General features: G+C 58.8%; 24 protein-coding genes and 4 tRNA genes. 16 read left to right on the top strand and 12 right to left on the bottom strand.

All coding sequences use genetic code 11. The features are described 5' to 3' along the window. Positions 1-5 precede the first annotated feature (5 nt). Both fkpB and ispH read left to right on the top strand, forming a co-directional pair. Complete coding sequence (gene fkpB / locus PMI36_RS24750; protein WP_176466970.1) at positions 6-443, top strand: FKBP-type peptidyl-prolyl cis-trans isomerase; 438 nt, start codon at positions 6-8, stop codon at positions 441-443. Positions 444-635: 192 nt separating this feature from the next. After that, positions 636-1583 (top strand): 4-hydroxy-3-methylbut-2-enyl diphosphate reductase, encoded by a 948-nt coding sequence (gene ispH, locus PMI36_RS24745; protein ID WP_007901894.1) that lies wholly within the window; start codon positions 636-638, stop codon positions 1581-1583. On the opposite strand, the gene PMI36_RS24740 is transcribed toward ispH, so the two are convergent. Beyond that, entirely contained in the window at positions 1552-2109 is a 558-nt protein-coding gene (locus PMI36_RS24740) for a GspH/FimT family pseudopilin (RefSeq protein WP_008068410.1), read from the bottom strand. The genes ispH and PMI36_RS24740 overlap by 32 nt on opposite strands. A 131-nt stretch (positions 2110-2240) precedes the next feature. On the opposite strand from PMI36_RS24740, the gene PMI36_RS24735 reads away from it, so the two are divergent. Genes PMI36_RS24735 through thiO form a run of 7 tightly spaced genes read left to right on the top strand, consistent with a single transcriptional unit; the run spans position 2241 to position 9043 of the window. Further along, the gene (locus PMI36_RS24735; protein WP_008068412.1) at positions 2241-2714 is read left to right on the top strand and encodes a GspH/FimT family pseudopilin; all 474 of its coding nucleotides are present in this window, start codon (positions 2241-2243) and stop codon (positions 2712-2714) included. Continuing rightward, on the top strand, positions 2711-3160 hold the full coding sequence (pilV, locus tag PMI36_RS24730) for a type IV pilus modification protein PilV (RefSeq protein ID WP_008068413.1): 450 nt from the start codon (positions 2711-2713) through the stop codon (positions 3158-3160). The genes PMI36_RS24735 and pilV overlap by 4 nt, the downstream gene beginning before the upstream one ends. After that, the gene (locus PMI36_RS24725) at positions 3157-3870 is read left to right on the top strand and encodes a PilW family protein (RefSeq protein ID WP_008068414.1); all 714 of its coding nucleotides are present in this window, start codon (positions 3157-3159) and stop codon (positions 3868-3870) included. The genes pilV and PMI36_RS24725 overlap by 4 nt, the downstream gene beginning before the upstream one ends. 11 nt (positions 3871-3881) lie before the next feature. Next, a complete protein-coding gene (locus PMI36_RS24720) occupies positions 3882-4361 on the top strand; it encodes a pilus assembly PilX family protein (RefSeq protein WP_008068415.1) in 480 nt (159 codons plus the stop codon). Further along, positions 4348-7470: a pilus assembly protein gene (locus PMI36_RS24715; protein ID WP_008068416.1), complete on the top strand. Its 3123-nt coding sequence runs from the start codon at positions 4348-4350 to the stop codon at positions 7468-7470. The genes PMI36_RS24720 and PMI36_RS24715 overlap by 14 nt, the downstream gene beginning before the upstream one ends. A 14-nt stretch (positions 7471-7484) precedes the next feature. Continuing rightward, entirely contained in the window at positions 7485-7886 is a 402-nt protein-coding gene (locus PMI36_RS24710) for a type IV pilin protein (protein ID WP_008068426.1), read from the top strand. A 56-nt stretch (positions 7887-7942) separates the two neighbouring features. Further along, positions 7943-9043, top strand: a complete 1101-nt coding sequence (gene thiO, locus PMI36_RS24705) for a glycine oxidase ThiO (protein ID WP_008068428.1) — start codon at positions 7943-7945, stop codon at positions 9041-9043. Between the two features lie 128 nt (positions 9044-9171). Here the strand turns inward: thiO and PMI36_RS24700 are convergent, their stop codons facing one another. The 4 genes from PMI36_RS24700 to PMI36_RS24685 all read right to left on the bottom strand — a co-directional run bounded on the left by PMI36_RS24700 (position 9172) and on the right by PMI36_RS24685 (position 13486). Continuing rightward, positions 9172-10512 (bottom strand): sigma-54-dependent transcriptional regulator, encoded by a 1341-nt coding sequence (locus PMI36_RS24700; protein ID WP_008068430.1) that lies wholly within the window; start codon positions 10510-10512, stop codon positions 9172-9174. Positions 10513-10514: 2 nt separating this feature from the next. Then, positions 10515-12104 (bottom strand): sensor histidine kinase, encoded by a 1590-nt coding sequence (locus tag PMI36_RS24695; RefSeq protein ID WP_008068431.1) that lies wholly within the window; start codon positions 12102-12104, stop codon positions 10515-10517. After that, positions 12094-12327, bottom strand: coding sequence for a PP0621 family protein (locus tag PMI36_RS24690; RefSeq protein ID WP_007901926.1), 234 nt, complete (start codon positions 12325-12327; stop codon positions 12094-12096). The genes PMI36_RS24695 and PMI36_RS24690 overlap by 11 nt, the downstream gene beginning before the upstream one ends. A gap of 136 nt (positions 12328-12463) precedes the next feature. Next, a complete protein-coding gene (locus PMI36_RS24685; RefSeq protein WP_008068432.1) occupies positions 12464-13486 on the bottom strand; it encodes an outer membrane protein assembly factor BamD in 1023 nt (340 codons plus the stop codon). A gap of 151 nt (positions 13487-13637) precedes the next feature. Between PMI36_RS24685 and rluD the strand changes: the two genes are divergently transcribed. The 7 genes from rluD (at position 13638) to PMI36_RS24650 (ending at position 18730) form a co-directional block, all read left to right on the top strand. Continuing rightward, positions 13638-14600, top strand: a complete 963-nt coding sequence (gene rluD, locus PMI36_RS24680; protein WP_007901932.1) for a 23S rRNA pseudouridine(1911/1915/1917) synthase RluD — start codon at positions 13638-13640, stop codon at positions 14598-14600. Then, positions 14597-15322 carry a peptidoglycan editing factor PgeF gene (gene pgeF / locus PMI36_RS24675; protein ID WP_008068433.1) on the top strand — a complete coding sequence of 242 codons (726 nt, stop codon included), beginning with the start codon at positions 14597-14599 and terminating at the stop codon, positions 15320-15322. Before rluD ends, pgeF begins: the two co-directional genes overlap by 4 nt. Positions 15323-15451: 129 nt before the next feature. Continuing rightward, on the top strand, positions 15452-18016 hold the full coding sequence (clpB, locus tag PMI36_RS24670; RefSeq protein WP_008068434.1) for an ATP-dependent chaperone ClpB: 2565 nt from the start codon (positions 15452-15454) through the stop codon (positions 18014-18016). Positions 18017-18315: 299 nt separating this feature from the next. Next, positions 18316-18391, top strand: a tRNA-Asn gene (locus PMI36_RS24665). 9 nt (positions 18392-18400) lie between these two features. Next, positions 18401-18477, top strand: a tRNA-Pro gene (locus PMI36_RS24660). A gap of 5 nt (positions 18478-18482) precedes the next feature. Continuing rightward, a tRNA-Lys gene (locus tag PMI36_RS24655) sits at positions 18483-18558 on the top strand. A 95-nt stretch (positions 18559-18653) separates the two neighbouring features. Beyond that, a tRNA-Pro gene (locus PMI36_RS24650) sits at positions 18654-18730 on the top strand. A 106-nt stretch (positions 18731-18836) separates the two neighbouring features. Here the strand turns inward: PMI36_RS24650 and PMI36_RS24645 are convergent. The 7 genes from PMI36_RS24645 to ppk2 form a co-directional block, all read right to left on the bottom strand. Beyond that, on the bottom strand, positions 18837-19238 hold the full coding sequence (locus tag PMI36_RS24645; protein ID WP_008068435.1) for an HvfA family oxazolone/thioamide-modified RiPP metallophore: 402 nt from the start codon (positions 19236-19238) through the stop codon (positions 18837-18839). Between the two features lie 317 nt (positions 19239-19555). Further along, positions 19556-20854, bottom strand: coding sequence for an NAD(P)/FAD-dependent oxidoreductase (locus PMI36_RS24640; protein WP_008068444.1), 1299 nt, complete (start codon positions 20852-20854; stop codon positions 19556-19558). Between the two features lie 60 nt (positions 20855-20914). Beyond that, positions 20915-21088 (bottom strand): DUF3094 domain-containing protein, encoded by a 174-nt coding sequence (locus PMI36_RS24635; RefSeq protein WP_007901951.1) that lies wholly within the window; start codon positions 21086-21088, stop codon positions 20915-20917. Between the two features lie 153 nt (positions 21089-21241). Beyond that, on the bottom strand, positions 21242-21868 hold the full coding sequence (locus PMI36_RS24630; RefSeq protein WP_007901952.1) for a DUF1780 domain-containing protein: 627 nt from the start codon (positions 21866-21868) through the stop codon (positions 21242-21244). A gap of 135 nt (positions 21869-22003) precedes the next feature. Then, entirely contained in the window at positions 22004-23104 is a 1101-nt protein-coding gene (locus PMI36_RS24625) for an AI-2E family transporter (protein WP_008068445.1), read from the bottom strand. A gap of 82 nt (positions 23105-23186) precedes the next feature. After that, positions 23187-24974 carry a SulP family inorganic anion transporter gene (locus PMI36_RS24620; RefSeq protein ID WP_008068446.1) on the bottom strand — a complete coding sequence of 596 codons (1788 nt, stop codon included), beginning with the start codon at positions 24972-24974 and terminating at the stop codon, positions 23187-23189. 49 nt (positions 24975-25023) lie between these two features. Beyond that, complete coding sequence (ppk2, locus tag PMI36_RS24615; RefSeq protein ID WP_008068447.1) at positions 25024-25848, bottom strand: polyphosphate kinase 2; 825 nt, start codon at positions 25846-25848, stop codon at positions 25024-25026. Positions 25849-26082: the final 234 nt, after the last annotated feature.

Raw genomic sequence — 26082 nt, forward strand, 5'->3', positions numbered from 1 at the left:
AGGTATTGGCTGAGCAACGCATTGGCCAGAACACGGAAGTCACCTTGCACTTTGCGTTGCGCCTGGAGAACGGCGACACCGTCGACAGTACCTTCGACAAAGCCCCGGCGACCTTCAAGGTTGGCGACGGCAGCCTGTTGCCAGGTTTCGAAGCCGCGCTGTTCGGCTTCAAGGCCGGCGACAAACGCACCCTGACCATTGAGCCGGAAAACGCCTTTGGTCAGCCGAACCCGCAAAACGTACAGATCATCCCGCGCTCGCAGTTCAAGGATATGGAGCTGTCGCCTGGCTTGCTGGTGATCTTCAACGATGCGGCCAATACTGAGCTGCCCGGTGTGGTGAAAGAATTCGATGACGCCCAAGTGACCATCGACTTCAACCACCCGCTGGCCGGTAAAACCTTGACCTTTGACGTCGAGATCTTCAACGTCAAAGCGCTGTAACTGACCGAACTCGGTCCAATGTGGGAGCGGGCTTGCTCGCGAAAGCGGTGTGTCAGTCGACATTGATGTTACATGTGATGACGCTTTCGCGAGCGAGCCCGCTCCCACATTAAGATTTTCACTGTTTTCGAGCCCGGTGTTCGAATGACAGGTGGCATTACTATTTCTTGCGCGCAAGACACGAGGCACAGCATGCAAATCAAACTCGCCAACCCCCGTGGCTTCTGCGCCGGTGTGGACCGGGCGATCGAAATCGTCAACCGCGCCCTGGAAGTCTTCGGGCCGCCGATCTACGTGCGCCACGAAGTGGTCCACAACAAATTCGTCGTCGAAGACCTGCGCGCCCGTGGGGCGATCTTCGTTGAAGAGCTGGATCAGGTACCGGACGACGTGATCGTGATCTTCAGCGCCCATGGCGTTTCCCAGGCCGTGCGTACCGAAGCCGCAGGCCGTGGCCTGAAGGTGTTCGACGCTACCTGCCCGCTGGTGACCAAGGTACACATCGAAGTCGCGCGTTACAGCCGCGACGGTCGTGAATGCATCCTCATTGGCCATGCCGGCCATCCGGAAGTAGAAGGCACCATGGGCCAGTACGATGGCAGCAATGGTGGCGCGATCTATCTGGTCGAGGACGAGAAAGATGTCGCCGAGCTGCAGGTAAACAACCCTGAAAGACTGGCCTTCGTCACCCAGACCACCCTGTCCATGGACGATACCAGTCGCGTGATCGACGCCCTGCGTACTCGGTTCCCGGCGATCGGCGGCCCGCGCAAGGACGATATCTGCTACGCCACGCAAAACCGTCAGGATGCCGTCAAGCAGCTGGCAGACGAATGCGACGTGGTGCTGGTGGTCGGCAGCCCGAACAGCTCCAACTCCAATCGCCTGCGTGAACTGGCTGAACGCATGGCCACCCCGGCCTATCTGATCGACGGCGCCGAAGACCTGCAAAAGAGCTGGTTCGATGGTGTCGAGCGTATTGGCATCACCGCTGGTGCCTCCGCTCCGGAAGTATTGGTGCGTGGCGTGATCCAGCAGTTGCAGGCTTGGGGTGCCACCGGGGCCGATGAGTTGGCCGGGCGTGAAGAGAACATCACCTTCTCCATGCCTAAAGAGTTGCGCGTGCGCTCTTTGCTTTAACGCTTTTTTTCTTAGCGCACAGCGCCTGTTCAGTTTTATCGCTGCGCAGGCTTACGCGGCCGGTCCGGGCCAGTACCACCTGGAGCTGACTCACCGGTTCGTGGCTTGCGCATAGGTGCAATGTCCCCGCTTGAAAGGCCCGTCCGGGCATCAACGGTTCGCCCAGACTACTGAAACGCACGAAACGCCTGACCGCCCAATTGCCGACAATCGGCACCCGGGTGCTACTCGCGTTCTCAATCAGCAGCGGATTGCTGCTGTCCTCCGGGCCTTTGCCGCTGACATCCAGAATGATCCGCCAACCCTGGCCCCAGTCGCCGTTGATTCCGTGTATCACCACACTCTGATTGCGTGTGATGGCAGCGGTTCTGGCATTACGCATACCACTGACAATCGACTGCGCCGCCTGTTCTCGATGGTTCGATTCTGTCAGTGCGGCGAACGCCGGACTGACCAACAGCAGAACAATCCCGACAATTGTCAGTCCCATAAGCAGTTCGATCAGGCTGAAACCTTGCTGATGCATGTTATCTCCCTCCCTGGAGTGCTGCGGTCCGCGCGATCCCTGCGCGAGTAATGGCAAAACAACCGTACATCTGTCGGTCGAATGTTCTAGCGTGTAGAAGCAGGTATAGCCGACGGCAACGGAGGGCACCGATGGATCATCGTACAAAAGGTTTCACGCTGATCGAGCTGCTGATCACGCTCGCCGTGTTTCTGATCCTGATCAGCCTGGCTGTTCCGGCGTTTACCCGCTCGGTGCAAAGCACCAAGGCCGACACCGAGATCGGCGACCTGCAACGCGCGCTCAATTTCGCCCGGCTTGAGGCGATTGACCGGGGCCTCACCACCCGGGTTCGCCCGACAGCCGGTGGCAGTGTCTGGACCGGCGAGCTGACCGTTTATGACGGTACCGGCAATCCGGCCAATGTATTGCGGGTTGTTCCGGCGATGAGCAGTGGCGCCACTCTGACGCTAACCTCAGGAGTGACTGCTATTGATTTCAACAATCTGGGCGGTTTGTCGGCGCCGTCCACGGCCGTCGTGATCAGTTATGTACTGGGGGCACAGAGCAGGACGCTGAATGTGTGTTTGAACGGACGAATTCTATTGGGTGGAAGTTGCGGATGAGGGGTTGGAGCAAGCGCGCACAGGAGGGCATGACGCTGATCGAGGTACTGGTCGCGTTGTTGGTTCTGGCCGTAGGGTTATTGGGCGCGGCGGCGATTCAGCTCAATGCGCTGAAGTACACCGACAGCTCGCGGATGACCAGCCAGGCGAGTTTTATCGCCTACGACATGATGGACCGCATTCGCGCCAACTCCGGCGCCGATTACACCGTCACGCCACCGACCTCGGGCAACCTGAGCGTGGCCCGGGATCAGGACCTTTACGATTTCACCAGCAACATCGTCAATTTCGGCGGCGCCACGGCGACCGGCAGCATCACCCGAAACCAACGGGTGTACACCATCACCATCACCTGGGACGACTCACGGGCCGCCAATACCGCCGACTCGCGCCGCAGTTTTGTCCTTACCAGTCGCGCCACCGTTGATCCGGCGACGACACCATGAACAGAACCAGCAGAGGTTTCGGCCTGATCGAGTTGCTGATCGCCCTGGCGTTGAGTCTGGTCGTGATTCTGGGTGTGGCGCAGATTTTCATCGCGGCTAAAAACACTTACATCAGCCAGAACACCGCCGCCGGCATGCAGGAAGATGCACGGTTCGTCCTGAGTAAAATGATTCAGGAAATCCGCATGGTCGGCATGTTCGGTTGCCTGGGCACGATTATCGACGCCAGCTCGGCAGGGAATTTCAATGCCAGTCAGATCACGCCGATCAGTTGGGACAATGCCAACCTCAAATTAACGCTTGTCACCGCCGATGTCGGCGGCAGTGGCGGGGTGCCGACCTGGACGGTGGTTTCGGACTGTCGCAACACTGCAACGGCCTACTCCGGCCTACGAACGACAACATCCGGGCAGTTGGCATTTCCGATCCGGCGGCTGATCTACAGCTTCAGCAACAATCAACTGCTGATGGGCTCTGGTGCCGGCACGCCGACCCAGCAGGTGCTGGTGAACAATGTCAGTGCGTTCAAGGTGAGCTTCGGCCTCGCGAGCTCCGCCACGGATACGGCTGCCTCCAGCTACAGCAGCAACCCATCCGATCCGGCACGAATCCGAAGTGTGCGACTGACGCTGACACTGACCGACCCGAACCACCGGGTCAGCGATCAAACCTTCAACGTGGTTGCCGCCTTGCGCAACCGGTTGCAATGAGGGGAGGGCCGATGAATATTTCTCCCATGACCCCTCACGCCCAGCGCGGCATGGCACTGTTGGTCAGTCTGGTGTTTCTTCTGGTGCTGACGTTGATCGGTCTTTCGTCGATGCAGAGCGCTACGTTGCAGGAAAAAATGGCCGGCAGCGTGATCCTGCGCAACCAATCGTTCCAGGGCGCGGAAGCGACGTTGCGCGTCGGGGAAAGCGCGGTGCAGTTGAATACCTATTCATTACCGGTTTGCAGCGGTACCAGCCAATGTGCGCCGCCGGCTGAAGCGTCGGTCATTACCGCCGCCGGGTTCAACTCCACTTCGGGGGTGACCTGGATCGCCTCCGGCAGCGGCTTTTACGGGGTGCAGAACATCGGCACCACCCTGACGGCCGTGAACGTACCGAGCAACACGTCGGCAACGCTGTACCGGGTGACCGCCGTGGGCATCGCGGGCAATTCGCGCAGTGTGGTGGAGAGTATCTATGCGAAGTACTGAGGCCCGCACAGGCTGGCGCCGTTGGTTGTTGCAGTTGTTCTGCGGCGCGGCGTTGAGCCTTTATCTGGCAGCGCCGACTTACGCCTTCACGCCCTCGGATTCGCCGCTGTTGAACGCCGCCGCCGTGGCGCCCAATGTGATGCTATTGCTCGACGACTCGAAGAGTATGAACAGCATTATCTGGGCGGCAGGCTTCGACCCGACGATTGCTCGCACCCCGGTGACTATTTGCCTCTCCAATGGTTCGTGCAACAAAGGCCGTGAGCTTGGCATGGCCGATGGCAATATTCCCTTGTCGAGTTTGACTCATGGAACATGCACGAAGGATGGATGGTACGGTTTTTATAAAAACAGCCTTCTCGGTCTGGAGTCGCTTTGCCTCAAGCTTCCCGATCCGGTGGGGAGCGAAGACACGCTTTATACGGCGAATTACCTGTCCTATCTGATAAGCCTGGCCAACAACTCCGACCGGGATTTCACCGATGGCTCGATCCCCAATGATTACCGGATGAATGTAGCGCGCAACGTTTCCAAGGCGTTGGTGACCAGCAACCGCTCGCTGCGTATCGGTCTGTCGACGTTCAACCTGGCGGTCGGCAACCATAAGAATGACGGCGGTTATATCGTTCGTTCGGTCAGTGATTTGTCGGCTGTCAGTGGCACCGTGACCCAGGCTCAGGCCGATGCCAACTACAACGATCTGATCGCCGGAATCGACGAGCTGAGCGCGCAGGCGGATACGCCGCTGGCTGAAGCCTATTACGAGATCACCCGCTATTTCCGTGGAATGACGCCATACAACAACTCGACGCCTACCACCTACACCAGTCCGATTCAGTATCGCTGCCAGAGAAATTACGGCGTGGTAATCACTAGTGGTTTGCCGACCTTCGACCATACCTTTCCGACTGACGATCCGCTGGGTAGAAGCCAGTTACCGAATTGGGACGGTATCAGCAGTAATGATGGCGCCAATCCTTTCGGTGACAAGGAGGGCGATACCCTTTACCTGGATGACATCGCCAAGTTTGCCTTCGACATCGACATGCGCTCCACGGGAACCGATGCCACAGGCAAAAGCTGGAACGCCGTGGATTTTTCCCGGCAGAACATGAATACCTATACCGTGGGTTTTACCGCGGCAAACCAGATGTTGGCGGACGCCGCGACCTACGGACAGGGAAGGTACTACCAAGCGACTGATGGCACGGGACTGAACAGTGCACTTTCTTCGGCTTTGAGCGACATCACCTCCAAGGCCGGATCAGGTGGCAGCGGCGTTACCAGCGGCACGACCCTGACCGGCAACTCAGCCTACTTCCAGACCACCTACGACCCCAAGGACTGGCGCGGCACCATCAAGTCTTTTGGCTTCACCTCGGCGGGCGCGGTGAACACGGCCGCGGTACTGTGGACGACCGACACCACCATCGTGCCCGGTGCTACCGTCCCGACCTACCAGTCCTGGAACACCCTGACCAACGCCGTCGTTACCCTGGCCTATAACAATTTCTCTACGGTCCAACAGACTTCCCTCAACCAGAGCCTGCCCGTCGGTATTACAGGCAGCGATTTGGTGGAGTGGAGCAAGGGCACCAACAAAACCGGGTTGAGAGCGCGCAGTGTATTGCTCGGCGATATCATCAATTCGCCTCTCGTACTGGCCGCGCCCACGGACCAAACCGCGTCCGATCTGGTAGGGGATACTACCTACAGCACCTATCTGGCTACCAAAGCCGCCAACATGAATGCCAGCCTGGTGGTGAACGCCAACGACGGTTTTGTAAACGTCATCAACTCGACCAATGGTGTCAGACGCTACGGCTATATGCCCTCCAGTGTGCTGCCATCATTGCGCTATATCTCTGACCCCACTTACATCAATGGTGTGAGCCACAAATATCTGGTCGACGGTCAAGTCGGCGTGTTCGATGCCCAACTCAACAGCGCCTGGAAAACCCTGGCGATTGGTGGAACAGGGGCGGGCGGCAAAACCTTCTATGCGCTGCAACTGTTCGACGCCTCGGCCGGTAACGTGATTAACGCGTTGTGGGAAATCAGTGCGCCGACCACAGCCAGTACGGCGAACGTTTTCAATGATCTGGGTTATGCCTATGCGCGCCCCGAAGTGGCACGCTTGGCCGATGGTCGCTGGGCCGCGTTTATCTCCAACGGTTATGGCAGCAACTCCGGGGTGGCAGCACTTTATGTGGTGGATATCCGCGACGGCTCGCTGATCAAGAAAATCGTGGTCGACAGTACAGAAACCACCAACGGCCTGTCGTCGGTGAAGCTGCGGGTCAACTCGCAGAATGTGGTGCAGGCCGCTTATGGGGGCGACCTGAAAGGGCGGTTGTGGAAGTTCGATTTGAGCGGCACCACCACCGATACCTGGGGTGTGGCGTTTTCCGGCAAGCCGTTGTTCACCACCGCGGGCGGCGCGACTCAGCCGATCACGGTACAACCGCTGCTCGCCGATCATGCATCGGGCGGCAAGCAAGTGTTTTTCGGCACCGGCAAACTCAATGAGAGCGCCGACAAGACCAATAAGGATCTGCAGGCGTTCTACGCGGTATGGGATGCGGAGGGTGGCGCGGGGCAAATCACCACTTCCAGCTTGCAGGCGCAGGCGGTGACCGGCGTGTTCTCTGGCAGCAGCGGGCAATTCATCACCACCAGCCAGAATGAGGTGACCTACCCGGCAAAGAAAGGCTGGTACTTGCCGCTGGTCTACAACAACGTACTGACGGGGGAGCGGGTGATCAATCAGGCCAGTCTCGTGGCAGGGCGAATCGTTTTTACCACGGCCAGTATGGATACCGTTGACCCCTGTGCCGGCTTCGGCTCCGGCAAACTGGTCGAACTCGATGCGTTCAGCGGTAAGATGCTCAACTATGCGGTGCTCGACACCAATGCTGACGGGGTGGTCGACAGCACTGACACGATTTCCAGCGGGGTGATCTTCACTGGTGGGATCCCGACCCTGAATGCGGTCGTCAATGACGCATCCCGCAAGATTGTGAACGACTCCGGCGGTGGCGTGACCACTCTGGTGGAAAAATCCGGTGGCGGCAGCGGCCGTCGCATCATGTGGCGACAAATACAGTAAGTGAGAGTTGAGGCATGTGCAGATCCAATCGAGGTTTTACCCTGATCGAAATCATGATCGTGATTGCGATCATCGGGATCGTCATCACCATTGGCTATCCGAGCCTCACCGAGTATGTAAAAAAGGGCCGTCGTACTGAAGTGGCGGGTCTGCTTTCCGAGCAGGCACAGATCCTGGAGCGCTTCTATTCGAAGAATAATGTCTATACCAATGCCACCGGTCTGAGCGCCGGCAATGATTTCTATACCATCACCCCGACCCTGACCGATCAGACCTTCCTGCTGACGGCAACACGCAAGGCCGGTTCGAGCATGGCGAGCGACAAGTGCGGTAATTTCACGCTGACCAATACTGGCGTTCGGGGCATGGTCAATGCAACGTCCGGCCTGACCACCAAGGATTGCTGGGGTCGCTGAGTTTATTTTTCAGGCGCCCTTTGCGCCTTCTGTCTATTGAACGGTTGGATCAGAACATGAGCAGGCAACAGCAAGTGGTGATTGTCGGCGGCGGCGTGATTGGCCTGCTGACGGCGTTCAATCTCGCCTCCGAAGTACAGAGCGTCGTGCTGCTGGACCGCTCGAATGTCGGTCAGGAGTCGTCCTGGGCCGGTGGCGGGATCGTTTCGCCACTCTACCCGTGGCGCTACAGCCCGGCGGTCACTGCGCTGGCTCATTGGTCCCAGGATTTTTATCCACAGCTGGCGGAACGTCTGTTCGCCGCCACGGGTGTCGATCCTGAAGTGCACACCACCGGGTTGTACTGGCTGGACCTGGATGACGAAGCCGAAGCGCTCGCCTGGGCCAAACGGGAAAACCGTCCGCTGCGGGCTGTGGATATCTCTGCGGCACATGATGCGGTGCCGGTATTGGGCGCTGGTTTTTCGCGGGCGATCTACATGGCCGATGTGGCCAATGTGCGCAATCCACGGTTGGTGAAATCCCTCAAGGCAGCCTTGCTGGCGCTGCCGAACGTGACAATTCATGAGCAGTGCGAGGTCAGCGGGTTTATTCGTGAGGGCGCTGCGGTGGTCGGGGTACAGACTTCGATGGGGGCCATTGCGGGTGATCAGGTGGTTTTGACCGCAGGGGCCTGGAGCGGTGACTTGCTGAAAAGCCTGGGCCTGGAACTGCCGGTCGAGCCGGTCAAAGGCCAGATGATTCTCTACAAGTGCGCGGCGGACTTCCTCCCAAGCATGGTTCTGGCCAAGGGTCGTTATGCCATTCCTCGGCGTGACGGGCACATTCTGATCGGCAGTACGCTGGAGCATGAAGGCTTCGATAAAACGCCGACCGATACCGCGCTGGAAAGCCTGAAGGCTTCGGCGGTGGAGTTGATTCCGGCGCTGGCGGATGCCGAGGTAGTGGGGCATTGGGCCGGGTTGCGGCCGGGGTCGCCGGAAGGGATTCCCTATATCGGTCGGGTGCCGGGGTTTGACGGGCTCTGGCTTAACTGCGGGCACTACCGCAATGGGTTGGTGCTGGCGCCGGCGTCGTGTCAGTTGTTTGCGGATGTGATGCTGGGCAGGGCGCCGATTATCGACCCTGCGCCGTATGCGCCGGCCGGGCGTATTTGACCGCATGATTTTTGTTGTCGGTCAGATCGCCTTCGCGGGCAAGCCTCGCTCCTACAGGTTTGAGTCGATCAATAAGTTTGTGAACGACATCAAATCTGTAGGAGCGAGGCTTGCCCGCGAAGAGGCCCTCAATCCAGCCCCAATTTCTTGAGCCTGTAACGCATCGACCGAAACGACAGATTCAACCGTTGAGCCGCTGCCGTGCGGTTCCAGCGGGTTTCTTCCAAGGCCTGGAGGATGAGTTTGCGTTCGACGTTTTCCAGATAGGCTTCCAGGTTGTCGATCTGCGTCAGGTCCGGCACGCCGCCATCCGGGTTGCAGTTGCCTTCGGCCAGCCGCAGGTCGCTGGCTTCGATCTGTTTGTTCTCGCACAAGGTGTGGGCCCGCTCAAGCATGTTCTCCAACTCCCGCACGTTTCCTGGAAAACGATAGCTTTTCAGTGCGTCGAGGGCTTGCGGGTGGAGTTTTGCCGCGGGTTGGCCAGTGCCAGTTGCCAGTCGCTTGAGCATATTGTTGGCCAGAAGCTCAATGTCGTCGCGGCGTTCGCGCAAGGGCGGTACCCGCAATTCGATCACATTAAGGCGGTAGTACAAGTCCTGGCGAAAGCGTTCGGCGGCGACTTCGGTATCGAGGTCTTTGTGGGTGGCGCAGAGAATGCGCACATCCACCACGGTTTCCTGCTGTCCACCGATGCTACGCACGGCTTTCTCTTGAATGGCCCGCAAAAGTTTGACCTGCATTGCCAGTGGCAGGTCTGCCACTTCATCGAGGAACAAAGTGCCGCCATGGGCGGCCTGGAATAGCCCGGGTTTGTCTTCGATGGCACCACTGAAACTGCCTTTGCGATGGCCGAAAAATTCGCTTTCCATCAATTCCGAAGGGATCGCCCCGCAGTTCACCGGCACAAATGGTCGGGTGGCGCGTGGGCCTTGGTCGTGGATCAGTCGGGCGACCAGCTCCTTGCCGCTGCCGGACTCGCCGCTGATGTACACCGGGGCCTGGCTGCGGGCCAGTTTGTCGATTTGTTTGCGCAGACTGCGCATTGGCAGGGAGTCGCCCAGTAGCCGACGGTCGATGACGCTGCTGGCACCGCCTGGTGCCGGCAGACTCAAGGCGCTGGTGACCAGTTCGCGCAAACGGGTGAGGTCGACCGGTTTGGTCAGAAAATCGAAGGCGCCAGCCTTGAGGGCGTTGATTGCCGTTTCCAGGCTGCCGTAGGCGGTAATCATCGCCACTGGCACTTGCGCATAGCGCTGCTGGATATGCTGCACCAGTGCCAGACCGGTGCCGTCGGGCAGGCGCATGTCGGTCAGGCACAGGTCGAATGTCTCCCGTGCCAGCAGAGCTTGCGCTTCTGCGAGGTTGCGGGCACTAAAGGTATCGAGTTTCATCCGTCCCAGGGTAATTTCCAGGAGTTCGCGGATATCCGGCTCATCGTCGACGATCAGGATTTTTTGCCGTGGGCTCATGTTCAACTTTGTTTCCGTCCGTGAGCAAAAGTGATGCGAAAGCAGCCGCCGCCTTGGCGTGGTTTGAAGTCTAGGCGGGCCTGATTGCTTTCGCACAGCTCACGGGACAGATAAAGCCCCAGGCCAGTGCCCTGGCTGCTGGTGGTGAAGAACGGTTCGAACAAATGCGAGCGCTGGTCCGGCGCCACGCCGGGGCCATTGTCCAGGACTTCAAGGGTAGGCAACTGGCTGTCCGGGTCAATAAACAACTCGAGCCAGACCTGCGCCTGATCATGGTTCAGGGCACTATGGCGCCAGGCGTTGCGCAACAGATTGTCGAGAATCTGGGTCAGCTGATTCGGATCCATCAGGGTTGTGAAGTCCCCCGAACCGATTCGCAGGTGAACTAGCTGACGCTCGGTCGCACCCTCGCGGGTTTCGGCCACGAAGTGCTCCAGCCATGGCCGCAAATCCAGCCGTTGCGGCACGGTTTGCTGGCGACGGGACAGTTGCAGGACATTTTCGATTACCCGATTCATTCGCTGAGAGTGGTCTTGAATAATCTGCGTCAGACGCCGGTCCGCGCCGTTCAGTTCCTCGGATTCCTGCAGTAACTGCGCGGCATGACTAATGGCGCCTAGTGGATTGCGGATTTCATGGGCAATACCGGCAGTCAGGCGGCCGAGGGCGGCGAGTTTAAGTTGCTGGGCCTGCTGGGCGATTTGGGCGAGGTCTTCGAGAAAAACCAGCGTCTGGTGGTGCGGGCTTTGGTCCAGGGCAATGAAGCTCGGTTGCAGCTCCAGGCCATTGCTGGCGATTTTCAGGCTTTGCGGGCGCAAAGTCGGATTGTTGAACCAAAGTTGGAGTCGCTCGACCAAAGGCATCGAATGGTCGTCGATCAGTTGGCCATCGAGTTTTTCCTGCCCCAGCAAGGTCAAGGCGCTGTGATTGGCCAGTTGCACACGCCGTTGGTCGTCGAGCACCAGAATGCCCGTGCGCATGCGTTGCAGGATCAGTGCGTTGAGGGCTTCGAGGCCGAGCACTTCACTGGCCCGCTGCTCGGCCAGGGTTTCGCTGACTTCAACTCTTCGGATCAAGCCTTGCACCAGCAATGCCGCGACAAAGCACAGAGCACCGAGCGTGCCGATTTGCAGGTAATCATTGGGACTGGTGGGGTGGCTGAAGCTCAGAAGGAAGCTCAAACCCACGATGCCAAGGGCGCCAACAGCCGCAATCAGCAGGCCGATGCGCCCGCGCAGCAGGGTATTGCTGATGACCACTGACACGATCAACAGGTTGCCGATGGCGCTGGGCATGCCGCCAGCGGCATAGAACAGACCGCATAGCAGCAGGACATCGACCAGCGCCAGACCGAACAACTGCGCCGGGCGACGGGTGTTCTCCAGAAAGACCACCAGCAGGATATTCAGCACCAGGTACAACCAGCTGCCGTTGCGCAGCAAGTCGTCATTGGCAAACGTCAGCAACTGGCTGTCCATATTGCTGGAGATCAACAGCACCAAGGTGATGCCGATGCTTAAACGGTAGAGGTGATAGAGGCGCAGCAGTCGCTGGGCCTGTTTGTTGCCGGGACTGGACGTCTCAGCGATCACTGGAACCCGGGCCTTGCTCAAGGTGAGCCTGGCTGCAATACCACTGTTGTTGAAGGCTCAGCGCGCGGTCGCGGGGCAGATGTACGCCGCAATGAGCGCAACGTACCATGGGCGGAGCATCTTGCTCTCGCGGCGTGTTGGCGCCCGAAACCGGGGCCTTGAACTTGCGCCAGAGCCATACCGCAGCGGCAATCAGTGCGATCCAGAATAATAAACGAAGCATGGTGAGCTGCTTTTTGAGTAGTGAATTGGCAGTTTAGCCAAGGACGGGTCGGTCGCACAGCGCAATACGCTCACCCCTGAAATCCGGTAATAAAAAAGGCGCCTCGAAAGGCGCCTTCTTGGCACAACACTCAGCGTCAGTCGAACACGCCGAAGGTCATGTAGCTGAACCACGAGCGGTCGGCGTTGTTGGCTTCAGACTCGTGCTGCTCTTCTTCGATCACATCGCCGTTTTCATCTTTAGGCTTGAGCTCGTTCGGAATCGAGTCCTTGGCGTCCTGGAACTGCCTCTGCACGTCCTGGTTGGCGCGGGTTTCACCCGGTGGCAGCGGCGGACGGGATTCGATCAGGCCCAGGGTGGCCTTGCTCAGCCACGAACGGTTGTCGGCTTCGTCCTTCGAGGGCACGAACTGGCCGTCCACCAGGCTTGGGTGGTTCGGGTAGTTGAGCTTCAGGGTTTCGAGGCTGGTTGCGGCCAGTTCGTCCAGGTGCAGACGCTGGTAGGCTTCAGTCATCACTGCCAGGCCGTCACCGACCGAAGGTGTTTCCTGGAAGTTTTCCACCACGTAACGACCACGGTTCGCGGCGGCGACATAGGCCTGACGGGTCAGGTAATAGTCGGCAACGTGAATCTCGTAGGAAGCCAGCAGGTTGCGCAGGTAGATCATGCGCTGCTTGGCGTCCGGCGAGTAGCGGCTGTTCGGGAAGCGGCTGGTCAGCTGGGCGAACTCGTTGTAGGAGTCGCGAGCGGCGCCCGGGTCACGCTTGGTCATGTCCAGCGGCAGGAAGCGCGCCAGCAGGCCGACGTCCTGGTCGAAAGAAGTCAAACCCTTGAGGTAGTAGGCGTAATCGACATTCGGGTGCTGCGGGTGCAGGCGAATGAAACGCTCGGCGGCGGATTTCGCAGCCTCAGGCTCGGTATTCTTATAGTTGGCGTAGATGAGCTCGAGTTGAGCCTGATCGGCGTAGCGACCGAACGGATAACGTGACTCCAGGGCCTTCAGCTTGGCTGTGGCAGCGGTGTAGCTATTGTTGTCCAGATCGTGCTGAGCCTGCTGGTACAGCTCGACTTCGCTCAGGTTTTCGTCTACGACTTCCTTCGATGAGCAAGCAGCGGTCAATGCGAGGATGGCGATCAGCAGCAGGTGTTTCACTTGCATGGCGGCTTGCGTCCCTATGACGGCCGCTGTCTTGGGCGGGGCCGTCCTGTTATGATGAGTGCCCCGTTGAAAAGCCTCGGGGCAAAAGACGCCGTATTTAACCACAAGCGCGCAGCCGAAACCAAAGGCTGTGCCGACGCCTAGTCTGAGCATGTCCGATAAAATTGAACTTCGCGCAGAGGTGCCGTCCGAATTGGGCGGCCAACGCCTCGATCAAGTCGCCGCACAATTATTCGCTGAGCACTCGCGCTCGCGCCTTTCCGCCTGGATCAAAGACGGCCGCCTGACTGTGGATGGGGCGGTTATCCGCCCGCGAGACATCGTTCACGGTGGCGCCATTCTTGAACTGACTGCCGAGCAGGAAGCTCAGGGCGAATGGATCGCTCAAGACATCGAGCTGGACATCGTCTATGAAGACGACGACATCCTGGTGATCAACAAGCCTGCGGGCCTGGTGGTGCATCCGGCTGCCGGCCACGCTGATGGCACCTTGCTCAACGCTTTGCTGCACCACGTGCCGGACATCATCAATGTGCCCCGCGCCGGTATCGTGCATCGCCTGGACAAGGACACCACCGGTTTGATGGTGGTGGCCAAGACCATTCAGGCGCAGACACAGCTTGTCACGCAATTGCAGAGCCGCAGCGTAAGCCGGATCTACGAGTGCATCGTGATTGGTGTCGTGACAGCCGGTGGCAAGATCAACGCGCCGATCGGTCGTCATGGCCAGCAACGCCAGCGCATGGCCGTGATGGAAGGTGGCAAGCAAGCCGTCAGCCATTACCGCGTGCTCGAGCGTTTCCGCTCCCACACTCACGTGCGGGTGAAGCTGGAAACCGGCCGTACGCACCAGATTCGCGTACACATGGCGCACATCAACTACCCGTTGGTCGGAGACCCTGCCTACGGCGGTCGCTTCCGTATTCCGCCGGCTGCCAGTGTGACCATGGTCGAATCCCTGAAGAACTTTCCGCGTCAGGCGCTGCATGCGCGGTTCCTGGAGCTGGATCATCCGACTACCGGTAAACGCATGAGCTGGGAATCGCCTCTGCCGGATGACTTCGTCTGGTTGCTGTCGCTGCTCAAGCAAGACCGCGAGGCGTTCATCGGATGAGTGACTGGCTGATTCCCGACTGGCCTGCGCCTGCCGGGGTGAAAGCCTGCGTTACCACCCGTGCGGGCGGCGTCAGTCTGGCGCCGTTCGACAGCCTCAACCTCGGCGATCATGTCGACGACAACCCCGAAGCTGTCGCCGAAAACCGCCGTCGCCTCACCGATCATTTCTCTATTCAACCAGCCTGGTTAAAGCAGGTTCACGGCATTGTCGTGGCCCAAGCGGATCCAGGCCTGGTAGCCACCGCTGACGCCAGCTGGACGGCTACACCCGGTATCGCTTGCACCGCGATGACCGCCGACTGCCTTCCGGCGCTGTTTTGCGACCGTGCCGGCACCCGCGTCGCTGCCGCCCATGCCGGTTGGCGCGGGTTGGCGGCGGGTGTGCTGGAGGCGACCCTTGACAGTCTGGCTGTAACGCCCGAAGACGTGCTGGTCTGGCTTGGCCCGGCCATTGGCCCACAAGCCTTTGAAGTCGGCCCGGAAGTACGCGATACCTTCGTCCAGCAATTGCCTGAAGCCGCCAAAGCCTTTGTGCCGAGCCAGAATGCCGGCAAGTTCATGGCCGACATCTATGAGCTGGCGCGTTTACGTCTGGCCGCTCGCGGGGTTACCGCTGTTTATGGTGGCGGTTTATGCACCGTGACCGATCCTCGCTTCTTTTCTTACCGCCGTAGTCCACGCACCGGCCGGTTTGCCTCCTTGGTCTGGCTTGAACGCTAGACTTCTCTGATCTGCATCAACATCACGACGCTTGAATCTCCCAGAATCGACCGCATCTATAGCGGTATCTGGCAGGTTTCTTCATTCAGGATGTTTATAGGTCCGGCCTGCTCAAAAGGAAGGTGACCCATGCGTATAGACCGTTTAACCAGCAAGTTGCAGTTAGCCTTGTCCGACGCCCAATCCCTGGCCGTCGGCCTCGATCATCCGGCCATTGAGCCGGCGCATTTGATGCAGGCCATGCTTGAACAGCAGGGTGGTTCGATCAAACCGCTGCTGATGCAGGTGGGTTTTGACGTCAACAGCTTGCGTAAAGAGCTGACCAAAGCCCTCGATCAGCTACCAAAAATCCAGAACCCGACCGGCGACGTGAACATGTCCCAGGATCTGGCGCGCCTGCTCAACCAGGCTGACCGCCTGGCCCAGCAGAAGGGTGACCAATTCATCTCCAGCGAACTGGTGCTGCTCGCCGCGATGGACGAGAACAGCAAGCTCGGCAAATTGTTGCTGGGCCAGGGCGTGAGCAAAAAAGCCCTGGAAAATGCGATCAACAACCTGCGCGGCGGTGAGGCAGTCAATGACGCCAACCACGAAGAATCACGCCAGGCGCTGGACAAATACACCATCGACCTGACCAAGCGCGCCGAAGAAGGCAAGCTCGATCCAGTGATCGGCCGTGACGACGAAATTCGCCGCACCATTCAGGTCCTGCAGCGCCGCACCAAGAACAACCCGGTGCTGATCGGTGAGCCTGGCGTGGGTAAAACCGCCATCGCCGAAGGCCTGGCCCAGCGCATCATCAATGGCGAAGTGCCGGATGGCCTGAGAGGCAAGCGTCTGTTGTCTCTGGACATGGGGGCGCTGATTGCCGGTGCCAAATACCGCGGCGAGTTCGAAGAACGCCTCAAATCCTTGCTCAACGAACTGTCGAAGCAGGAAGGGCAGATCATTCTGTTCATCGACGAACTGCACACCATGGTCGGCGCTGGCAAGGGCGAAGGCTCGATGGACGCCGGCAACATGCTCAAGCCCGCATTGGCTCGTGGTGAACTGCACTGCGTCGGCGCGACCACGCTCAACGAGTACCGCCAATATATAGAGAAGGATGCGGCCCTTGAGCGGCGTTTCCAGAAAGTCCTGGTGGATGAGCCGAGCGAAGAAGACACCATCGCCATCCTGCGCGGCCTGAAAGAGCGTTACGAGGTTCACCACAAGGTGGCGATCACCGACGGCGCGATCATCGCCGCGGCCAAACTCAGTCATCGCTACATCACCGACCGCCAGCTGCCGGACAAAGCCATCGACCTGATCGACGAAGCCGCCAGCCGCATCCGCATGGAGATCGACTCCAAGCCGGAAGTGCTGGACCGCCTGGAGCGTCGCCTGATTCAGCTGAAGGTGGAGTCCCAGGCGCTGAAGAAAGAAAGCGACGACGCGGCGAAGAAACGTCTGGAAAAACTGCAGGAAGAAATCACCCGTCACGAGCGCGAATACTCGGATCTCGAAGAAATCTGGAACTCGGAAAAAGCCGAAGTCCAGGGTTCGGCGCAGATCCAGCAGAAAATCGAACAATCCCGTCAGGAACTGGAAGCCGCACGCCGTAAAGGCGACCTGAACCGCATGGCCGAGCTGCAATACGGGGTGATCCCGGACCTGGAGCGCAGCCTGCAAATGGTCGACCAGCACGGCAAAAGCGAAAACCAGTTGCTGCGCAGCAAGGTGACTGAAGAAGAGATCGCTGAAGTCGTGTCGAAGTGGACCGGCATCCCCGTGGCGAAAATGCTCGAGGGCGAGCGCGAAAAACTGATGAAGATGGAAAGCCTGTTGCACCAGCGTGTGATCGGTCAGGACGAAGCGGTGATCGCTGTCTCCAACGCGGTGCGGCGTTCCCGCGCCGGGTTGTCCGACCCGAATCGCCCGAGCGGTTCGTTCATGTTCCTCGGCCCGACCGGTGTCGGCAAAACCGAGCTGTGCAAGGCGCTGGCCGAATTCCTGTTCGATACCGAAGAGGCGATGGTGCGGATCGACATGTCCGAGTTCATGGAGAAACATTCCGTGGCTCGACTGATCGGTGCGCCACCGGGCTACGTGGGCTATGAAGAGGGCGGTTACCTGACCGAGGCAGTGCGTCGCAAGCCTTATTCGGTGATCCTCCTGGACGAGGTCGAGAAGGCCCACCCGGACGTGTTCAACATTTTGCTGCAAGTGCTCGAAGATGGCCGTTTGACCGACAGCCATGGCCGCACGGTGGATTTCAAAAATACGGTGATTGTCATGACCTCCAACCTCGGATCGGTGCAGATCCAGGAGCTGGTAGGGGATCGCGAAGCGCAGCGGGCTGCGGTGATGGATGCGATTTCCACGCACTTCCGGCCGGAGTTCATCAACCGGGTCGACGAAGTGGTGATTTTCGAGCCGCTGGCTCGGGATCAGATCGCCGGCATTACCGAGATCCAGTTGGGTCGTCTGCGTAGCCGCCTGACCGAGCGCGAGCTGAAGCTTGAGCTGAGCCCGGAAGCGATGGATAAGTTGATCGCCGTCGGTTACGACCCGGTCTATGGCGCACGGCCGCTCAAACGGGCGATCCAGCGCTGGATCGAGAACCCGTTGGCACAGCTGATTCTGTCGGGTCGATACATGCCAGGCGAGACGGCCAAGGGCACCGTGGAAAACGACGAAATCGTTTTCGTCTGATTCCCGCCGGCAGAAATTGAAAGAGGCCTCGCATCGCGAGGCCTTTTTTTCGCCAGGCTGTTGAACTCAAAGGAAAAGGCTTGTAAAGTGCGCCCCGCAGTCAGTCACCCGCCAGGGTTTCCGCTCCCCAAGCTGGAATCCAAAATAAGTTGCAAATCATTAACTTGAAAGCAATTTAGGGGGTTGACAGAGGTGCTGAAGATTGTAGAATAGCGCGCCTCAGACACACGAACGCAGCGATGCGAACGGGTCGAAGAGAACGCAGTAAAGCTTCAAAGTTGTAAATTGAAATGTGTAGTTCCGTGATAGCTCAGTCGGTAGAGCAAATGACTGTTAATCATTGGGTCCCAGGTTCGAGTCCTGGTCACGGAGCCAATTTCAAACCGGGGTATAGCGCAGTCCGGTAGCGCGCCTGCTTTGGGAGCAGGATGTCAGGAGTTCGAATCCCCTTACCCCGACCATTTTTGGGTCGTTAGCTCAGTTGGTAGAGCAGTTGGCTTTTAACCAATTGGTCGTAGGTTCGAATCCCACACGACCCACCATTTTTGAAACCAGTTAACGCTGGAATCGAATCTTAAGATCAGACGCCAAAAGCTCTGTTCGCAGAAGGCGCCTTTAAAAGGTGCCTTTTTTTTACCGGGGTATAGCGCAGTCCGGTAGCGCGCCTGCTTTGGGAGCAGGATGTCAGGAGTTCGAATCCCCTTACCCCGACCATATTAAAAATCCTCGTATCGAAAGATACGGGGATTTTTTTTGTCTGCTGCAAATGCAAAAAAGCCCTGCTTCTCGACGCAGAGGCAGGGCTTGGGCCTTCAGAGGCTTAACTATTGTCTTTCAGGTGCTCGAACAAGCCCTTTGGCATTTTTTTGCCATTGGCTTCGTAGTTGGCTTTCACGTTATCAAAAGCCTCTTGTTCCGAGATTTGGCCGTCATGGTTGGTGTCGATCTTGTCGAAATCGGCCTTGGGCGCCACTTTCAAAAACTCCGCGCGGGATACCTGGCCGTCATCATCGGTATCGGTCCGGGCCATCGAGGCATCGCCGCACTTGCCTTCGCCACATTTGCCTTCCGGCGTCTTCACGACCTGTTCCGCCGAGGCCAGCAGGTAGCCTTGAGTCAGCGGCTGCGAAGCGAATACGGAGCCGGACAACATCACGCCGCCGGCCAGGACAGCGCCGAGCAGGCCAACGGTGTTTTTGCTGAGAGTAGTGGTACGGGACATTACAAATCTCCTGGGTTGCACAACACAACCGCTCGATAAAGGACGCCACGTGAGTGCGGCGATGACCGAAGCAGGCAGTGCCTTGCTCGGGTGTGGCCATTTAGCGGGCATGGTGTATCGCTACTGTGTCGCGCAAGGGGGGCTTTGTAAGCGAAGGGATGGAATCCGTGGAGGAGATACAGTGAGACACAGATCTTCGGGTTGATGAAGAACAAATGTGGGAGCGGGCTTGCTCGCGAAAGCGGTAGCACAGACAACATCTATGTTGAATGTACTGACCTCTTCGCGAGCAAGCCCGCTCCCACAATGGATGTGTGTTAGTGCAGCTTCAGCCGCGGCTCAGTCCCGCGACCAATCTTGCTACCCAGCATCAGCATCGCCGTGCGGAACGCGCCATATAGCGCCATCTGGTGCATGCGATACAGTGATACGTAAAACATCCGCGCCAGCCAGCCCTCGAGCATGACGCTGCCGGTCAGGTTGCCCATCAAGTTACCCACAGCCGAAAAACGCGACAGCGAAATCAGCGAACCATAGTCGGTGTATTTGTACTCCGGCAGGGCTTTGCCTTCGATCCGCAGTTTCAGCGATTTGGCCAGCAACGAAGCTTGCTGGTGCGCAGCTTGGGCACGCGGCGGCACATTGCGATCAGTGCCCGGTTGTGGGCAGGCCGCGCAGTCACCGAAGGCGAAGATGTTCTCGTCGCGGGTGGTTTGCAGGGTCGGCAATACTTGCAGCTGATTGATGCGGTTGGTTTCCAGGCCATCGATGTCCTTGAGGAAGCCCGGCGCACGAATCCCGGCGGCCCAGACTTTGAGGCTGGCGTTGATCACTTGGCCATCGGCGGTAATCAGGCTGTCTGCCGTCACTTCGCTGACTGCCGCATTGGTCATGACGTTGACCCCGAGTTTCTCCAGGGTTTTATGCACAGGGCCGCCGATCCGTTCCGGTAGCGCAGGGAGCACCCGTGGCCCGGCTTCGATCAGGGTAATGTGCATGTTTTCCGGTTTGATCCGGTCCAGGCCATAGGCCGCGAGTTCATGGGCTGCGTTGTGCAGTTCCGCTGCCAGTTCGACCCCGGTGGCACCGGCGCCGACGATGGCCACGCTGATTTGTTGCACCGTGTCGGTTTGCCCGGCATGGGCGCGCAGGTAGTGATTGAGCAGTTGCTGATGGAAGCGCTCAGCCTGTTTGCGGGTATCAAGGAACAGACAGTGCTGCGCCGCGCCTTGAGTGCCGAAGTCGTTGGTGGTGCTGCCGACGGCAATCACCAGCGAGTCGTAAGGCACTTCACGCGCCGGCACCAGCTCCAGACCGGCCTCGTCGTAGGTGGCGGCCAGCTGGATTCTCTTCTGTGCGCGATCGAGCCCGCTCATACGCCCCAGCTGGAACTCGAAGTGGTTCCATTTTGCCTGGGCAACATAGTTGAGTTCGTCTTCGGAAGAGTTCAGGGAACCTGCCGCCACTTCGTGCAACAACGGTTTCCAGATGTGGGTCAGGTTCGCGTCGACCAGCATTACACTGGCCGTGCCGCGTTTGCCCAGAGTCTTACCCAGACGGGTAGCCAACTCCAGACCGCCGGCGCCGCCGCCAACGATGACAATACGATGAGTCATGGGGATATCTCGCAAGGCTAAAAGAAATCGGTGCAGTCAACCGAGCGAGCGCGATGCAGCTCATAGCGTCAGGTAACTGATAAGTCGGCTCAACAGGCCTAAACCCATGGTCACTGCCAACACCAGCACCAGGAGCATCCACGGCCGGAAAGGCCGGCGCTCGACTTGGTGCTGGGACAGGTTCAGGTACTCTTCGACATGCTTCTGGTCGTCGGGGTTCAGGCGGCTGGTCATAAAGGCCTCGTCAGGTAGACGTTGCTGAATGTGTAGACGCTACAGCGCGCAGCGATGTCGCGACCTATCCGGTATGGAACGGAGCATAGTTGCTGGCGGGAATGGCGAATGATTCCACTTTGTAACACTCGGCGACCAACTCCTGCAACGGACTCACAGGCTGATCCCGACGTCGAAAACGATGCTGCGCCCCAGGTTGCTGCGCAGGAAATCCGGGGCTTCCGGGTGGGCGAACAACACTCGGGCGAAGGTCGGGCCGACCAGCGACAACGAGCGCCAGCCCTGACGCAGGTATTCGGTGGGCGGCGGAAAGTGGCTGTTGAGGTCCAGCACTTCGCGCTTGAGGCTGGCGAAGGCGATGATGTCCAGATCCCCCAGGTCCATGCCACGCTCTTTGTAGTTGTGGGCTTTTTTGCGCAAGGTCGGCGCCAGTCTCAGCAGAAATTCATTGGCCGGGATGCGCCGGGGCTTCGCCTCGCGGCGCACTAGCTGGCTCAGGGAAAACGCGCTGCGTCGACGTTGCAGCTCGTCGCGCCATTCGTCGTTGAGGCGTCGGCCCTCGTCGAGCACGAAGAACACTTCGAAGTTCGCGTCGCGGAACAACACGTCCGGTGGCTCCCCGGCGGGGGCAAATTCGTCGGCGCGATAGGGAATGTTCAGGCCTTGCAGCAGGCGCTGGCAAACCCAACGCTCACGCTCCCATTTGCGGGCATTGGAGAGGAACGTGTTGGCTTGCTCGGCCGCAATGGTCAGCAGGCGTAAATAATCTGAATCATCCATAGGCCCAAGCTTAGCGTTCAAATGTGATCTGAATAATAAGTCTGTCGCAAAAGAAAAAAGTCTGTCGGGATTTCTTCAGCCGTTTTTTCTGGCATGCCTATGGGTGTTCATCACCGAATATCCTCTGTCGCCGTGTCAGGTCTGTCCCTGATTATCTGGCCCGGGTTCTTGCGCTTGATCCACCCATTCCCAGAACAGCTGATAGCCGACCGCGAGTATCACAGGGCCGATAAACAGGCCGAGGATACCGCCCGTGACCATGCCGCCCAAGGCGCCGATCAGCACCACGGGCATCGGCACATCGACACCACGACCCAGCAGCAGCGGTTTGAGGACGTTATCGACCAATCCCGCGATGAAGACATAAATGGCAAACACAATGGTCGCCGTACTGGCACCTTCGCTCATGAAAACAAAGACGATGACCGGAAGGGTAATCAGGGTGGCCGGTAACTGCATGATGCCAAGAAGCAGCACTGCCAAGGCGAGAAGGCCGGCGCCGGGGACGCCCATGAACACAAAACCGATGCCCACCAACAGCATCTGGATGAACGCGATGCCGACCACCCCCAACGCCACTGCCCGGATGGTCGCGGTGCACAGATCGGCGATTTTCGGCCCGTTGATCGGACCGCTGAAACGCGTAACGATTTGCACCGCGCTACGATGGCCGCTTTCTCCATACGCTAAAAAAATACCGGCAACAATCAGGGCGACGATGAATAAAAGGAGCCCCATGCCGACACCCGCAAGCTTGCTCAGCAGGGAGAGGCTGACACCTTTGATCTGCGGCATGAACTTGTGTGCCAGATCGGGCAGGTCAGTGGCGGCTTGCGCCCACAAGTTATAAATAGGCTCGCCCACCAGTGGCCAGCTGGCTACCGCATCGGAGGGTGGCGGAATATGGAAACTGTCGGTCTTGACCATGGTCATGACCTTCTCCACGGAATCCGCAATCGAGGCTCCCAACAAATAAATAGGCACCATAAGAATACTGATGACGACCAATACGATCAGCGTTGCGGTGAGCCCGTCTTTATTCCCCATCTTGCTTTTGAACCTGACTTGCAAGGGGTAGAGGGTGATTGCCAGGATCACCGACCACAGCATCAGATCGAGGAACGGGCTGAATATCTGAAAGCAGAACATCACCAGAACGGCAATCACTCCGGCACGAATCAGCACATCGAGCAGGTCTCGGGAAAAAACCTTTTCGAGCATGGGTATGGGAACCATGGATTACCTCCTGTAGAGAGTGGCAAGGGCCTGCATTTGGTAAGTCCAGCCCTGGTCGCAAGTGAGCCGGTGAACATGCCGCTCAGCGACTCTTGTCCTCCCGACCCATCCAATCCACCGGATGTATCGCGAGATAGCTGTCGACTGCAGAGCCTATTGTTGGAAAGAACGCTGTTTCGCCAAGCCGCGCAAAAAGCCCGAATCGCTTCAGCTTGTCCTTGACCGGGTCCTTCATCTCGGCCACGCACAACTTGATACCCGCCGCGTGCAACGTTTCGTCCAGTTCCGCCAACATGTCGGCGGAGGTCACGTCCACGCTGGTGACGGGTTCCGCCGCAACAACCAGCCAGCGCACTGGCGTAGGCGATGCAGCCACGGCGTCCAGCACTCGGTCATGGAACAACTCGGCGTTGGCGAAAAACAACGGCGCATCCCAGCGAAACAGGACCAGGCCGGGTACAAGGCGCGCGTCGGGATAGCGCTTGATGTCGTGATAACCCTTCACGCCGTCTGCGCGTCCCAGGACGGCAGAGTAAGGACGCCAGCCATCCCACAGAAATTCGATGACGGCGATCACGATGGCCAGGCCGATCCCCTCGATCGCACCCAGCACGGCCACGCCGATGGTGCAGACGATTGACAGCCAGAACTCCCAACGCTGGATTCGATAAATGCGTCGCAGGTCGGTGACTTCAATCAGGCCGATGGCGGAGGCGATCACCACCGCAGCCAGTGCGCTGGTAGGTAAATCCTTCAACAGGTCTGGTGCCACCACCAGCAGTAAGGCAACAGCAAGCGCGCCGATGACGCCGGTCAACTGGGTTTTGGCGCCTGCAGCCTCGGCCACGGGCGTACGTGACGAACTGCTGCTGATCGCAAAACCCTGAAAAAATCCGGCGGCCAGGTTGGCGACGCCGAGGCCCACCATTTCCTGGTTCGGGTCCACATAGGTGCGGGTCCGCGCCGCATAGACACGTGAGAGCACGCTGGTATCGGCGAACGAAACCAGGGCAACGGCGCAGCCGCCGATCAGGACGGGGACGATGTCATCGCGGGTGATCCAGGGGATGGCGAACGCAGGCAAGCCTTGCGGAAGAGAGCCAAGAACTGACACTCCCGCACGCGCTGCAAGGTCCAGCACAGCCACGGCGACGGTCGCCCCTGCCACGGCGATCAGAATGCCCGGCACGCGCTTGTTGCCCTTGAGCAACAGGATCACCGCCAGAGTAGCTGCGCCGACCATGAAGGCGGCCCAGTTGGTTTTCCCCTCCATTATCGCTGTAGCGATCGCCCACAGGTTTCTCAGCGGGCCGTCGGATTCAATCGAAAAACCGAAAAACTTGGGCAGTTGGCTGATCAATACCGTCAGCGCGATCCCGTTCATGTACCCGTAGCGGATCGGTTTGGAAAGAAGCTCCGTGACAAAGCCCAAGCGCGCTATGCCGGCCAGGATGCACACCACCCCCGATACGATCGCCATCATGCTCGCGAGGGCGATGGCACGATGCGGATCACCGCCGGACAGTGGCAGCACGACGGCGAGAATGACGGCAGCCAGCGAGGAATCCGGCCCCAGCACCAGAATCCGGCTGGGTCCGAACAGCGCATAAGCGAGCAGCGGAACGATGGTCGCGTAAAGGCCATAGATGCCGGGTACGCCCGATGCCACCGCGTAGGCGATGCCGACAGGCACCAACATCGTGGTCAGCACCAGTCCGGCCACGAGGTCGTGCCGCAACCAGGTTATTTTGTAACCGCGCAGCGTGCGTAGTCCGGGCAGCCAACGACTCCAACCGGTGTCGCCGCCGGTGTTGCGATGGGCAATGCGTCCCGGTTCCGGGACGGGAGGCGAAGCATCCGAATGGCTCATAGGACTGTGGCCCTTTGGTGTACAGCGCAGATCCGCTTGAACGTGCCGGTCAGAATTTTTCCGGAATTCGCCGCAGCGGATAATCCGGTTCACGATAGCCGCCTGATTTCTGCCGTTTGGGCAAAATCACCTTCTCGCGCGGTACATTCTTGTACGGAATACGGCTGAGCAAATCAGAGATGATGTTGAGGCGAGCCCGCTTCTTGTCGTTCGAGTTGGCCACAAGCCACGGAGCATGATCGGTGTCGGTCCATTTGAACATGTCGTCACGTGCGCGCGAGTAGTCATACCAGCGGCTGTATGACTTGAGATCCATGGGCGTCAGTTTCCAGGTTTTGCGGCCATCCTTGATCCGCGCCTCGAGCCGGCGAGTCTGCTCCTCTTCGCTGACTTCCAGCCAATACTTGAACAGCATGACGCCCGAGTCGACCATCATGCGTTCCATGAGGGGGGCCAGGGCCAGGAAACGGGTCACCTGATCATCGGTACAAAATCCCATCACACGCTCGACCCCTGCGCGGTTGTACCAACTACGATCGAAGATCACCACTTCGCCAGCCGCGGGCATGTGCGCCAGGTAGCGCTGTATATACATCTGGCTCTTCTCGCGATCGGTCGGTGCAGGTAGCGCCACCACCCGAAAGACACGCGGGCTCACCCTCTCAGTGAGCGCCTTGATCGTCCCACCCTTGCCGGCGCCATCCCGCCCTTCGAAGACGATACAGATCTTGATGCCCTTTTGTTTCACCCATTCCTGCAACTTGACCAGTTCGACATGCAGTCGGCGTAACTGCTCAAGATAGTCTTTGTTCTTCAGTTTCAAGGGTTCAGCGGAGTTGCTTTTAACAGGGGTTTTCTTCTTGTCCTTTGCCATGACCCAAGCCTCACCTATGCCAGTCGCTGACTACCGATAGATGGACCCTGCAGGTGCAGCTATCAGCTTGCAGATCGCGCATTGCTTCGAGCAAACCTGGCGTCAGTCGTGGACGGCCCTCTGCTCTTGACGTTCAACTCCATCACCAACCGCGTGAGTCTAGTCCATGAATCAACCCTCTACAGGATTGCTACAGGGCATTGCACAAAACGGATAGCGATCTGCGCAAAGCGG

Source organism: Pseudomonas sp. GM79 (assembly GCF_000282495.1).
Classification (GTDB): domain Bacteria; phylum Pseudomonadota; class Gammaproteobacteria; order Pseudomonadales; family Pseudomonadaceae; genus Aquipseudomonas.